We start from the raw sequence: 13,699 nt of genomic DNA on the forward strand, positions 1-13,699 counted from the left end.
TTTAACAAACCATCGTCTGCCTGAGCGATGAACGAACGCTCATCACTCAGCTAACTCACTCATTATGAAAACGCTCCTGATTTTAGCCGGCCTGTTGGTCGGTACTAGCCTGCATCAAACCAGTCAGGCACAAGTAAATGTAAACATCAATATTGGAAGCCAGCCACTCTGGGGCCCAACGGGCTACGATTACGTGAACTACTACTATCTGCCCGACCTGGACATTTATTACTACGTTCCCCTGCAACAGTGGATTTATTTTGATGGCGGCCGCTGGATTACAACTACGGCGTTGCCATCCCGCTACAACAGCTACGATTTGTATCGTATGCACAAAGTGGTCATCAACGATCAGCAACCGTACCTGCACAACGCTACGTATCGCAAAAAATATGCTTCGTTCAAAGGGCGTTACGATCAGTCTCCTATCCGCGACAGCCGCGATTCGAAGTATTACGTGATCAATAACCACCCGATGCATAATCAAGCCGTCAATGGACGACCAGGTGGCAACCCAGAGATACAGGTCGGACGTAACGGAAGTCCTCAGGCTCAAAATGGTCGGCCACAAGCGAATGGCGGTCATCAGGAACGTAACGACAGAGCGCAGAACGAACATCGGGGACCGCGCTAGTGCGCATCGAGGTCAATAAGCAAGCCTTCTGATTTTGTGATTACGATCCATAAATCAGAAGGCTTTTTCAAAATACAGGCAGGTTCGATATAACCTATAATCCGCTGTTAACCAACAATACTATCGCCGACAATTACTTCTTTATTCCTTAAAAAAGGTTAAAAATCAGGTATTTGGGCCGCATTTGCCACTGTAGTGACGTAACAGGTTAAACCGGTAAGCTGGCTTATCGAATTTGAATACAGCTATGTTTGAAAGCCTTTTGGTTATTGCCATTGTTCTGCTTCTGGCAACCATCGTTTTAACGGTCATTAGTAACCGACTGGGAATTTCTGCGCCCATTTTTCTGGTGATTGCGGGCTTAGTAATCAGCCTGATGCCGGGCATTCCTCACCTGCGGCTCGACCCGGACCTTTTGTTTGTTATCCTGTTACCTCCTCTATTATACCGGGCGGCCTGGAACACCAACTGGAACGATTTCTGGTCCAACCGTCGACCGATCAGTTTGCACGGACTGGGCCTGGTTATTGCAACCGCTGTTGGCATTGCTTATTTATCGCACGCGCTGATTCCTAATTTCTCACTGGCACAAGGTTTTCTGCTCGGTAGCATCGTTGCTCCACCCGATGCGTTAGCGGCTACGTCGGTGCTTCAGCAGTTGAAAATTCGCCAACGTATCGTTACTATTCTGGAAGGCGAAAGCCTGATCAACGATGCGGCCAGCCTGATTGTGTTTCGCTTTGCGCTGGCCGCTGTCGTATCCGGCCAATTTTCATTCTGGGAAGCCAGCGCCGACTTCCTGCTGGCCAGTTGTGTAGGGATCAGTATTGGCTGCGGCATTGCGGGTCTTATGTACTTACTCCAGCGGTTTGTTCCAACGAGCCCCAGTATGGATACGGTACTGTCCATAGCCGCTCCGTACGTAATGTATCTATGTGCCGAGAAGGCAGATGCGTCTGGCATACTAGCGGTTGTTAGCGGAGGTTTCGTATCAGCTTATTATGCTTCAAAAACACTTACTCCTCAGGCAAAATTGCAAATACAGGGCGTTTGGGAAACCCTGGTGTTCATCTTAAACGGCTTCGTTTTCATCCTGATTGGCCTACAGTTGCCCATTATTATCAGCAAACTAAAATGGATTCCGTTGCCGGTTGCAATAGGATTTGGCTTGGCAATCAGCGTGGCCGTTGTGCTGATCCGGATGGTGTGGGTTTTTCCGGCTACGTATCTGCCCCGATTACTCAATCCACGTTTACGGGCTAACGATCCTTATCCGGGCTGGCGAGCTGTTTTTCTGCTGGGCTGGTGCGGTATGCGGGGTGTTGTTACGTTGGCATCGGCCCTAACGATACCTCTGTTACTGAATGACCAGCGTGTGTTTCCGTTCCGGACGCTCATCATTTTTATCGCCTTTACCGTAATCATCTTTACCCTGATTGTCCAGGGGCTCAGTCTGCCTTACCTCACTCGGTACCTGGCGCTCAATGAACCTGACAATGATGAAAACCAGCTGACTGATTTAACGAACCGATTAACCGATCGGGTCCTGGATCACCTGCTTAATCATTATAGCGAGAACGTTTTAACCCATGAGATGCGGGAACAACTGGCGCAGAAGACACTCATTATCCAGACCGATACGGAAATTGTTGTCAGTGAATCGGGTACTCCGCAGCAGTATCAGCAGTTAAAGCGGGAAATCATTACGATCCGGCGTGAAGAGTTGGCGCGACTCCGCCGTCAGAATGCGTTTAGCGAAGCAATCATACGCCAAAAAGAATTCGAGCTCGACCTCGAGCAAATAGCCTTATCTTAGTTAAGTGGCAAGCGAATAAAATTCAATAACATTCCTTCCTTACTCACCAGATACTTTCATCTGAAATCCGAAGCCTTTTCGGGTGTGAATCAGCTTCGTGTCGAAACCTTTGTCAATCTTTCGCCGAAGTGAATTGATGTACACGTTGAGTAAGTTTACTCCCGTACTGATGGGCGTTTCCCATACATACTGCTCAATTTCCTCCCGACTCAAAACGGTTCCCTTATTCCGAAGAAAGTACTCCAACAGTGTAAACTCACGGGGCGTTACGTGGATTTCCTTATTACCCGCCCGGCTTACCGTCTTTCTCCGCAAATCCAGTGTCAGGTCAGCCATGGTTAACTGGTGTGGCTTGCTCAGTTCGGGATCATAAGAAGGATAATTACGTTTCAGATGGGCCTGTATTCGGGCCAGTAATTCACTGAATTCGAACGGCTTCACTACGCAATCATCGGCTCCCGCATCAAAACACATCAGCTTATTGTCGATCGTTCCCAGCGGTGTAAGAACAATAATCGGAATCTGATTATTTTGGGTTCGGATGTCTCGACAAAGTTCGTATCCGCTGGAATCCGGTCGGTTAACATCCAGTATAACCAGGTGAAAATCGCCCGATTCTACGTCCTCACGAGCCGTGGTACTGTTAAGCGTTACAAAGACCTTAAATCCATTTTCCTTTAAGCTCCGTTGCAGAGGCACGGCCAGTTTGCTCTCATCTTCAACTATTAATATTCGCATGCGTGTACGACTTTTAAGTGTACGACCTTAATTACCGCCAAATTAGTAAACCCGTATTCGTATATAACGGCTTTAAAGAACTTCTAATCCTCTTTTAATGATTCTTTAACTTATACTCACTTCAGCTACCATAACAACAAATTATTCTATAAATTATACAATTTTAACTATCTTATGATTGTGTAACTCTGTAACTTCCACGGTATTATCCTAAAAAGGGCGATTATTTAAAGAAGTTCTAATCTTCTCTTAAGTTTCTTTTAATGTACCCCGTCTACAGGTAAAATACCTTTGTATTAATCAATGATGAGACATTGGTGATAAGGCTCTATCGGCTTTTTCTGTGGCTAGTAAGTCACTCTCCAGCTTGCCAGAGTCGACGACAACCCGTTTGTAAAACCGTACAGTTTATGGACTTGGGATCATATCAAAGCAAGCATCTTTCATGTATTAACCCAGCAACGATTTCGTTAGAGGCCGCTTTTGCCTTCTATACCTGGTTGCCTCAACTTCACGATGAATGCAGTCAGAAATACGCTTGGACGGGTTAACATGGAAAATAACTTAGTCCAATCGCAAATAAGCTTAGCGAAGGTCTACCTAATAAATAGTATCACAATAGTTCTGCGTAAAAAATAAGTCCTCATGAAAAGAATTATCATGCTCATGCTCATGAGCGTTTGTGCCTTGTTATTCTACACAAGCTGTTCACACAAAGAAGAAGAAAAGGAAGAGGAAGTTAGCTATTCAGTTACCAGTCCACTGAAGACAGACACCACTATTACGAACCAGTTCGTGTGTCAGATTCACGCTATTCAGCATATTGAATTAAGAGCGCTGGAAAAAGGCTATTTACAGAAAATCTTTGTAGACGAAGGACAGTCCGTTCGAAAAGGTCAGCTCATGTTCCAGATTCTGCCAATCCAATACCAGGCTGAACTACAAAAAGCAGAGGCTGAAGCCAGTTTTGTTGGCGTCGAATTCAAAAACACAAAAGCACTGGCCGATAGCAACATCGTCTCGAAGAATGAATTAGCCCTGGCGAAAGCCAAGCTCGACAAAGCAAACGCGGAAGTATCCTTAGCAAAAGTTCACCTGGGCTTTACGGAGGTACGAGCGCCCTTCGACGGGATCATGGACCATTTTCAGGTACGGCTGGGTAGTCTTGTCAACGAAGGCGATCTGCTAACGACACTCTCCGATAATAGTAAAATGTGGGTGTATTTCAACGTACCAGAAGCGGAGTACCTGAACTATAAAACCCATGCGCAACAGGAAAACCTGAACAGCGTAAACCTGCTGATGGCCAATCAGCGGATATATGATCATTCTGGTGTGGTTCAAACCATCGAGGCTGATTTCAACAACGAAACCGGCAACATTGCCTTCCGTGCTACGTTCCCCAATCCCAACGGGCTATTACGGCACGGTGAAACGGGCAACATCCAGATGACCTTACCGCTTAAAAATGCGCTGATTATCCCGCAGAAAGCCACCTTCGAAGTCCTGGAAAAGAAGTACGTCTACGTAGTGGATAAAGACAATAAAATTCGATCGAGGGAAATCTCTATAGCCGCCGAAATGCCGCACATTTTTGTGGTTCGATCAGGTCTGAGTAAAGATGATAAGATCCTGCTGGAAGGCTTACGTCAGGTTCGGGAAAACGAAAAAATAGCCTACAAATTCGTTCAGCCTGCTTCTGTCATCTCGAATCTGGAGTTGTACGCCGAATAATCCGATACTCTAAAACTAGAAGACATGTTCAGTAAATTCATACGAAGACCCGTATTCGCTATTGTGATATCGGTCATGATCGTCTTTATCGGTGTACTGGCTATTAAGAAATTGCCCATTTCTCAATTTCCGGATATTGCTCCTACCACGGTAAACATCTTTATCGCTTATCCAGGATCCAGTGCCGATGTCCTGGTGAAATCTACGCTCATTACGCTGGAACAAGCCATCAACGGCGTCCAGGACATGCGGTACATAGCGACTGATGCAACCAGCGCGGGTGAGGCTACTCTTCGGATCATTTTTGAACCGGGTACGGACCCGAATGACGCCGTTATTCGGGTGAAAACGCGGGTGGACCAGGTTATGCCGCTCTTACCCGAACTGGTTCAGCGTGAAGGGGTTATTATTTCGCCGGTTCAGCCCAGTATGTTGATGTACGTCAACCTCTATTCCAAGGAAAAGAGTATTGACGAAAAATTCCTGTTCAACTACGCTACGGTTAAAATGATCCCTGAAATCCAGCGGACCAAAGGGGTAGCCAGAGCACAGATACTGGGAAGCCGACGTTATGCGATGCGCGTTTGGTTGAACCCAGAGCGCATGCGGGCCTATAACATCTCTACCGAAGAAGTCATGAAGGCGATCGGCGAGCAAAGTATCATTGGTCGACCCGGTCGGATTGGTCAGAGCTCTGGTATCGCTGCCCAATCGCTGGAATACGTGCTTACCTACAAAGGCCGGTATAACAAACCGGAAGAGTATGAAGGAATTATTGTCCGGGCCAATCCAGAAGGGGAAAGCATTCACTTAAGGGATATAGCTAAAGTAGAATTAGGTAGTGAATTCTTCGACATATATTCCAACCTGGATGGCCATGCGTCGGCCGCCATTGTCCTGCGGCAGAACTACGGCAGTAATGCCAGCGATGTCATTGAAGAGGTTAAAAAGAAGCTTGAGGTAATGAAAAGCTCCTTTCCGCCGGGGGTCGATTATAAAATCAGCTATGACGTTTCTAACTTCCTGGATGCCTCCATCGAGCAGGTAATTGACACACTGCGCGATGCGTTTTTGCTGGTTGCTTTGGTTGTTTTCATATTCCTGGGCGATTGGCGTTCTACACTGATACCGATCCTTGCGGTTCCGGTATCCTTAATCGGGGCGTTTTTTGTCATTCAGGCGTTTGGCCTGTCCATCAACTTAATTACGCTGTTTGCCCTGGTGCTGGCCATTGGTATTGTGGTCGATGACGCGATTGTGGTGGTGGAAGCTGTGCATGCCAAGATGGAAGAAGAGCCGCATCTATCCCCCTTCGGTGCGGTCAGAAAAGTGCTTGGTGAGATTAGTGGCGCCATTATCGCTATTACCCTGGTGATGGTATCGGTATTCCTGCCCATCTCGTTTATGTCGGGTCCGGTCGGTACTTTTTATCGGCAGTTCTCCATTACGATGGCCAGTTCTATTGTGATTTCGGCTCTGATTGCCTTAACGCTTACCCCCGTGTTGTGTGCCATGTTGCTGAAAAATCATCATGGACATCCGCCCAAGAAAAACATATTGACCCGAACACTCGACGGTTTTAACCGGGGGTTTGATAAAATGACCGGACGCTACGTTGGCTTGTTAAGATTAATCGTCAGCCGCCGGTTCGTTACGTTCGCCATCTTGGTGGGGTTTTGTCTTGGCATAGCATTCGTGAATAAAATTTTGCCGGCAGGCTTTATTCCGAACGAAGACCAGAGTACGATTTACGCTATTATCCAAACGCCACCGGGCTCTACGCTGGAAAAAACCAACGAGGTTTCCCGACGGCTACAGAAAATTTGTGAAGAAGTTCCGGGGATCGAGTCAGTATCGTCGCTGGCGGGTTACGAGATCATGACCGAAGGACGGGGATCGAATGCCGGTACGTGTCTGATCAACCTGAAATCCTGGTCGGACCGCGACAAGAACGTGAAGGAAATCATGGAAGAACTGGAGGTGAAATCGAAAAACCTTGGGGCTACTGTCGAATTCTTCGAGCCACCAGCCATCCCTGGTTTCGGTACGTCAGGCGGTTTTTCCATGCGTTTGCTGGATAAAACGACCGATACGGACTACCGGGAGTTTGATAAAATCAACAAGGAGTTCATGGATAATTTGGGTAAACGGAAAGAGCTCACGGGCTTGTTTACCTTCTTTGCCGCCAACTACCCGCAATACGAACTGGAAATCGATAACAACCTGGCCATGCAGAAAGGCGTGTCGATCGGGAAAGCGATGGATAACCTGAACATCATGATTGGCAGTACGTACGAACAGGGGTTCATCAAGTACAACCAGTTTTTCAAAGTCTACGTACAGTCTGATCCCAGCTTCAGACGACTGCCATCCGATCTGCTAAGTCTTTTTGTCAAAAACGATTCGGGAGAAATGGTGCCTTACTCGGCGTTCATGAAGCTGAAAAAAGGCCAGGGGCCCAATGAAATCACCCGGTTCAATTTGTATAATTCAGCCGCTATCCAGGGTCTACCTGCTAAAGGCTATACCACAGCTGACGCCATACAGGCCATTCGGGAAGTTGCCGCCAAGACGTTGCCCAGAGGGTACGACATCGCGTTTGAAGGTCTTTCGTATGACGAGTCGATACGGGGGAACGAATCGCTGTATGTGTTCCTGATTGTCTTAGCCTTCGTTTACATGGTGTTGGCCGCCCAATACGAAAGTTTCATCATTCCATTGGCCGTAGTGTTATCATTGCCCGTTGGGATATTCGGTTCGTTCTTATTGTTAAAGCTCATGGGGCTGGAGAACAACATCTATGCCCAGATTGGCCTCATCATGCTAGTTGGTTTGCTGGGTAAAAATGCCGTGCTGATCGTAGAATTTGCCGTTCAGAAGCGCCAGCAGGGCGAAACGATCCTGAATGCAGCCATTGAAGGAGCCAGAGTTCGTTTCCGTCCGATCCTGATGACTTCCTTCGCCTTTGTGGCCGGATTGATCCCCTTGATCAGTGCCAGGGGGGCAGGCGCTATCGGCAACCGGACCATTGGTGCTTCTGCCATGGGCGGTATGTTATTCGGAACCATTTTCGGGGTCATCATCATCCCAGGCTTGTACTACATCTTTGGTAGTTTAGCCGATGGCCGGAAGATGATTAAAGATGAAGAAGCTGATTCGTTAACCGAAAATCTGGTGCATTCAGTAGACGTTTTTCCACAACCCGAAGAAGCTGAAGTCGATGAGCAATAAACAAATCATAAATTGGGCTGGTATCACGCTCCTTATCGGGCTTAATGCCGCCTGTAGTGTGCCGCGCCTTGTTGAGAAAACAGTTAACAAAAGTATCCCTGCGAGTTATTATGACTCGCAGGACTCTACCAATACGGCAAAGAATACCTGGAAGCAGTATTTCACGGACCCGTATCTGACTGCCCTGATTGATACAGCCCTGTATAATAATCAGGAGTTAAATGTTACGCTACAGGAAATTCAAATTGCCAACAACGAAGTACTGGCTAGAGCCGGGGCTTACCGACCATTCGTTGGACTCGGTGGCGGAGCCGGTCTTGACAAAGTATCCCGGTATACCAGCCAGGGGGCCGCTGATGCCGCTACCGAAATACGACCAGGGATCGAAACCCCTGAGATTTTGCCAAACATGTATTTTGGGGCTACTGCCAGTTGGGAGGTAGATATCTGGCACAAGCTACGTAACGCCAAAAAAGCGGCCGTAGCCAGTTATCTGGCGTCCATTGAAGGGAAAAATTTCCAGGTTACGAATCTGGTTGCCGACGTCGCCAATTCGTATTATGAGCTGATGGCGTATGATAATCAGTTAGATATCATCAAGCAGAACCTTGTTATTCTGAACAACGCGCTGTCCATCACCAAGCAGGAAAAAGAAGCAGCTAAAGTAACCGAACTGGCGGTACGTCGATTTGAGGCTGAGGTGGCTAAAACGCAAAGCCTTCAGTACGAAATTCAGCAGAAGATTGTTGAGACGGAAAACCGGATCAACTTTCTTATAGGCCGGTTTCCGCAACACGTTCCACGAAATTCCCAGACGTTCAACCAATTGCTACCGACCAACGTTTCGGCAGGTATTCCGTCGCAACTGTTGGCGAATCGCCCCGACATCAGACAGGCAGAATGGAATTTAGAAGCCGCCAAATTAGACGTAATGTCGACCAGAGCTAACTTTTATCCTTCGTTAAATCTTAGAGGATTTTTAGGCATTATGTCTTACAATCCTTTATATCTGGTGTATACTCCTCAATCGTTAGTTGCTTCGCTGGCCGGCGATCTAGTTGGACCTATCGTGAATAAGAACGAAATCACAGCCAGGTACAAAACCGCGAATGTCAAGCAGATCCAGGCTATTTATAACTACGAAAAGACGGTTCTGAATGCGTATATCGAAGTGGCTAATCAGTTATCCAATATCAATAACCTAGGTAAAAAGTACGAAACGAAAAACAACCAGGTGCAGGCACTGACTCAGTCAACTAGTATTTCGCTTAAGCTATTCACATCGGCAAGGGCCGATTATATGGAAGTGCTGTTGACACAACGTGACGTACTGGAAGCCAGAATTGAGCTTATCGAAACAAGAATGCAACAACTAAATGCCCAGGTCAATGCATACCGGGCATTAGGGGGTGGTTGGAAATAAAGAAGTGAGGTTTAAATTTAAGAAGAATGCCCTATACGACTTTGTGTAGGGCATTCTTCGTTAGTAGAGGAATGTAGAATACCATAGTCGCATAGAAATAACTTTTGATTCCTGCTCTTATCTACCACGTTATAAAGGAGATGTTTCAGCCAACAATGTGGCAAACTAGAAAGTTACACAGTTTCGCGAGTGAAAACACATCGTTCAATGTTGTTCACTAATTTGCGCTGCACCCTTTAAGAAAATGTCAATGACCGGCGATCAACAGCCCTTTCATCCGACCAGTAAACTCACCGAGCGACTCGATATTGATTTTGCGTTACAAGCGGCCGGACTCGGGGTATGGGAGCTTGACCCGCTCACTCTACAGGTGCTCCTGGACGACCGGTGCCGGGAACTATACGGATTAAAGCAAGGCAACCAACTTTCCTATAAGCAACTTATTCAGTACATCCACCCTGACGATGCAAGCCGGGTAGATAAGGCCGTACAGTGGGCAATGACGCCTGAGTCGGGCGGAGTTTACGACGAAACGTATCGCCTAATAGGAGTCGACAATGAAGCATTTCGCTGGGTACGTTTCCAGGGTAAGGGTTATTTCACGGAAGATGGAAAGTTATATCGCTTCGCCGGTGTAGGTCAGGATGTAACCCAGCAAGTGTCAGCTCAGCAACGTATTGAAGCGAGTCAGCAGCAACTGCTCACTCTTTTTGAGCAATCGCCTGTAGGTGTTGCCATTATCAGAGAAGAGAATCTGACATTCGAAATGGCAAATCCTTTTTACGGCCATCTGGTCGGTCGACAGCCCGATCAGATTGTAGGTAAGCCTTTGTTGGAAGCTTTACCCGAGCTGGCTGGGCAAGGTTTTGACGAACTGCTGAAGAACGTCATAAGCACGGGTACGCCTTTCATTGCTCAGGAGGTTGCTGTCGATCTCATTCGCCACGATCATCTGGAAACAATTTATGTAGACCTAACGTATCAACCGCTACGTGACGAGCAGCACATTTCGGGCGTACTTGTTGTGGCCACGGATGTCACGCAGCAGGTGCGTAGCCGCCGGGCAGTTGAAGCGAGCGAAACCCAGCTGCGAAGCCTGGTAGATAGCGCCCCGTTCCCGATCGGGGTTTACATAGGCCCTCAGATGCAGATTCTGCTGGCCAACCAGTCGATTATGGATGTCTGGGGGAAAGGCAACGATGTCGTCGGAAAAAGCTATAAAGAGATTCTGCCTGAACTGGAGACTCAGCCCATCTTTGCCCAGATTATGCAGGTTCTGACTACGGGCCAGGCCTTTCACGCTCGTAATCAACAAGTCGACATCGTCGTCGATGGTCGCTTACAGTCGTTTTATTTCAACTACAGCTTTACGCCCCTGTTTGATGCCGACGGACAAGTATACGGCGTTATGAACACCGCTGCCGAAGTAACCGATCTGATTCAGGCTAAGCAAGCGTTAGAAGCCAGCGAGACTCGCCTGCACTCAATTATTGCAACGGCTCCCGCTGGTATGGGTTTGTTCGTAGGCCGGGATCTGATCGTTGACCTGCCCAACCAAACCTTCATTAATATCGTAGGTAAAGGACCCGATATAGTTGGCAAGCCGCTCCGGGAAGTGATGCCTGAATTATTGACGGAAAACCAGCCTTTTCTCCAAATTCTGGACGATGTCTATACCTCGGGGAAGATGTTCCAGAGCTTCGGCTCTCGGGTAGACATCGTGCAACATGGCATAATGACCCACAATTATTATAACATCACTTATACTCCGCTGCGAAATGATCAGGGGCAGGTGTATGCGATTCTGGACATTGCTATTGACGTTACGGAAGAGATAAAAGCCCGCCAGCAACTTCAGGAGGTAGAAGCCACGCTACGGGGAGCCATAGAACTAGCCGATATGGGCACATGGGAATTGGATATGATCTCAGGGTTGACTACGTACTCGGACCGGCTTAAGCACCTTTTCGAGTTCACTCAGGATTATATTGATCGAGAACATCTATATAACCCCATTGACGAAGTCGATCGGGCACGTATTATGGAAGCAGTGGCACAAGCGTCCAGTCCTGATTCCGATGGTTTATTGGATGAGGAGTATACCGTCATCACCCAGCAAACCGGACGACAGCGCATTGTACGGGCGCAGGGTAAGGTATATTTCGACGATCAGGGAAACCCAATCAAGATGGTGGGTAGTATGCGGGACATCACTGAGGAGCGACAAACGCAATTAGCCTTGGAACAACTGGTTCAACATCGAACTGAAGAATTGGCCGCCGTGAACGAAGAACTAGCCGCTACGAACGAAGAAATAGCCGCCAGCAACGAAGAGTACGCTGCTCTCAATGAAGAACTGGAGGAAGCCAACGGGTTGTTGATACGTTCAAACGATAACCTGCAAAAGTTTGCTTATGTAGCCAGCCACGATTTGCAGGAACCCTTACGTAAGATTCAGCAATTTGGTGATCTCTTGAAGACACGCTTTGACGCTTCTACCGGCGAGGAACTAGTGTATATAGATCGTATGCAGTCGGCCGCCAGTCGAATGTCGACGTTAATTCGAGACCTGCTCGATTTTTCACGCATCTCTACCCAGCAGGACACTAGCATTTCGGTACCGCTCAATGCGATAGTAGACCAGGTGTTAACCACACTGGAGCTTGTTATTGCAGAAACGAATACTGAGGTGAAGGTCGGACTCTTACCAACTGTTACAGGGGATGCGTCGCAGTTAAACCAGTTATTTCAGAATCTGATCGCGAATGCCATTAAGTTTCGTCAGCCAACTACTCCCCCACTGATTCAGATCAATGCTTATGCCGTTTTAGCCACTGATTTGCCACCCTCAGTAAAGCCTACCCGGGCAGTAAGAACCTATTATCGGATCGATATAGCTGACAACGGGGTTGGTTTTGACGAAAAATACTTAGACCGTATTTTTCAGGTATTTCAGCGATTACACAGTAAGAGTGAGTTTGCTGGCACAGGTATCGGTTTAGCTATTTGTGAAAAGGTGGTGGCCAATCATGGAGGGGCAATTACGGCTACGAGTCGACCGGGCCAGGGGACAACCTTTATCGTGTACTTACCCACGTAATGTTTGTCATTGCTTAGTTAATAGCGGGTTAACGTAGTACTATTGTCCCGTTTTATACGACTACCACCAATAGCATTCATGAAAATCGTTCTTTGCCTTTTCTTTTTTTCGCTTGTCTTCACCGGTTTCGGTCAGCAGCCGTCCGCCAAACAGATTAGTAAACACGTACGCTACCTCGCTTCCGATCAGATGCAGGGCCGGGGAACAGGCAGTCCCGAAAATAAAAAAGCGGCCCGCTACGTTGAAAAGTACTTTAAGAAATACGGTCTGAAACCGCTGGGGACGGATGGTTACTATCAGTCGTTCACAGCGAAAGTTCGGCGGGTTGTTGTCCCGGATAGCCTAAGGGAAACCAAAAACGTCATTGGTTTTCTGGATAATGGCGCGCCGTATACGATTGTCATCGGTGCTCATTACGATCACTTAGGTTTGGGCCGACAGGGAAGCTCGCTGGATTCATTACCGCAAGGGAAAATTCATAACGGTGCCGACGATAATGCATCGGGCGTAGCCGGTCTGCTGGAACTTGCTCATTATTTCACGAAGAACAACGTAACGGAGCCGTACAATTTTCTGTTTATGGCCTTCGGCGCTGAGGAATTGGGCTTACAAGGCTCTCGTCATTTCCTGAACAACCCGACGCTGCCGCTTGAGAAGATGAATTTTATGGTGTGCATGGACATGATTGGCCGCTACAATCCGCAACGGGGTGTCGGTATTGGCGGCTACGGCACCAGCGACACCTGGCCAGCGGTATTTAAAGGCATTGAAAGCTCCATCAAATTCTTCACCGACCGGGCGGGGAACGGCGGATCTGACAACGCGGCTTTTTATGCCAAACAGATTCCGGTTCTGTTTTTTCATACCGGCGGGCATCCCGATTACCACAAACCCACCGACGATCCGGACAAAATTAACGCTACGTCGGAGGAGGCCATTCTTCGCCTGGAAATCAAACTGCTCGAAAACGCTTTACAACAACCCAAAATGACGTTTACCGCAGTCAAGTAGCGCAAGACTCAT

The 13,699-nt window shown here is 47.7% G+C and carries 8 protein-coding genes; 7 read left to right on the plus strand and 1 reads right to left on the minus strand.

Annotation, left to right across the window (positions count from 1 at the left end):
• Window positions 1-64: 64 nt before the first annotated feature.
• Entirely contained in the window at window positions 65-634 is a 570-nt protein-coding gene (locus tag IC230_RS02020; RefSeq protein WP_191037290.1) for a hypothetical protein, read from the plus strand.
• Between the two features lie 247 nt (window positions 635-881).
• Window positions 882-2,450, plus strand: coding sequence for a Na+/H+ antiporter (locus tag IC230_RS02025; protein ID WP_191037291.1), 1,569 nt, complete (start codon window positions 882-884; stop codon window positions 2,448-2,450).
• A gap of 39 nt (window positions 2,451-2,489) precedes the next feature.
• On the opposite strand, the gene IC230_RS02030 is transcribed toward IC230_RS02025, so the two are convergent.
• On the minus strand, window positions 2,490-3,188 hold the full coding sequence (locus IC230_RS02030; RefSeq protein WP_191037292.1) for a response regulator transcription factor: 699 nt from the start codon (window positions 3,186-3,188) through the stop codon (window positions 2,490-2,492).
• A gap of 645 nt (window positions 3,189-3,833) precedes the next feature.
• Between IC230_RS02030 and IC230_RS02035 the strand changes: the two genes are divergently transcribed.
• The 5 genes from IC230_RS02035 to IC230_RS02055 all read left to right on the plus strand — a co-directional run bounded on the left by IC230_RS02035 (window position 3,834) and on the right by IC230_RS02055 (window position 13,687).
• Complete coding sequence (locus IC230_RS02035) at window positions 3,834-4,922, plus strand: efflux RND transporter periplasmic adaptor subunit (RefSeq protein ID WP_191037293.1); 1,089 nt, start codon at window positions 3,834-3,836, stop codon at window positions 4,920-4,922.
• Between the two features lie 24 nt (window positions 4,923-4,946).
• The gene (locus tag IC230_RS02040) at window positions 4,947-8,153 is read left to right on the plus strand and encodes an efflux RND transporter permease subunit (RefSeq protein ID WP_191037294.1); all 3,207 of its coding nucleotides are present in this window, start codon (window positions 4,947-4,949) and stop codon (window positions 8,151-8,153) included.
• Window positions 8,143-9,576 carry a TolC family protein gene (locus tag IC230_RS02045; protein WP_191037295.1) on the plus strand — a complete coding sequence of 478 codons (1,434 nt, stop codon included), beginning with the start codon at window positions 8,143-8,145 and terminating at the stop codon, window positions 9,574-9,576. Before IC230_RS02040 ends, IC230_RS02045 begins: the two co-directional genes overlap by 11 nt.
• Window positions 9,577-9,826: 250 nt before the next feature.
• Window positions 9,827-12,676: a PAS domain-containing protein gene (locus tag IC230_RS02050; RefSeq protein WP_191037296.1), complete on the plus strand. Its 2,850-nt coding sequence runs from the start codon at window positions 9,827-9,829 to the stop codon at window positions 12,674-12,676.
• Between the two features lie 78 nt (window positions 12,677-12,754).
• Window positions 12,755-13,687, plus strand: coding sequence for a M20/M25/M40 family metallo-hydrolase (locus IC230_RS02055; protein ID WP_191037297.1), 933 nt, complete (start codon window positions 12,755-12,757; stop codon window positions 13,685-13,687).
• Window positions 13,688-13,699 lie beyond the last annotated feature (12 nt).

Origin of the sequence: Spirosoma validum, from assembly GCF_014699035.1 — a bacterium.
GTDB lineage: Bacteria > Bacteroidota > Bacteroidia > Cytophagales > Spirosomataceae > Spirosoma > Spirosoma validum.

Excerpts from the sequence above, each read along its gene's own strand:
- IC230_RS02035 (WP_191037293.1), top strand. The coding sequence starts at position 3,834 with ATGAAAAGAATTATCATGCTCATGCTCATGAGCGTTTGTGCCTTGTTA.
- IC230_RS02025 (WP_191037291.1), top strand. The coding sequence starts at position 882 with ATGTTTGAAAGCCTTTTGGTTATTGCCATTGTTCTGCTTCTGGCAACC.
- IC230_RS02020 (WP_191037290.1), top strand. The coding sequence starts at position 65 with ATGAAAACGCTCCTGATTTTAGCCGGCCTGTTGGTCGGTACTAGCCTG.
- IC230_RS02040 (WP_191037294.1), top strand. The coding sequence starts at position 4,947 with ATGTTCAGTAAATTCATACGAAGACCCGTATTCGCTATTGTGATATCG.
- IC230_RS02055 (WP_191037297.1), top strand. The coding sequence starts at position 12,755 with ATGAAAATCGTTCTTTGCCTTTTCTTTTTTTCGCTTGTCTTCACCGGT.
- IC230_RS02045 (WP_191037295.1), top strand. The coding sequence starts at position 8,143 with ATGAGCAATAAACAAATCATAAATTGGGCTGGTATCACGCTCCTTATC.
- IC230_RS02050 (WP_191037296.1), top strand. The coding sequence starts at position 9,827 with ATGACCGGCGATCAACAGCCCTTTCATCCGACCAGTAAACTCACCGAG.
- IC230_RS02030 (WP_191037292.1), bottom strand. The coding sequence starts at position 3,188 with ATGCGAATATTAATAGTTGAAGATGAGAGCAAACTGGCCGTGCCTCTG.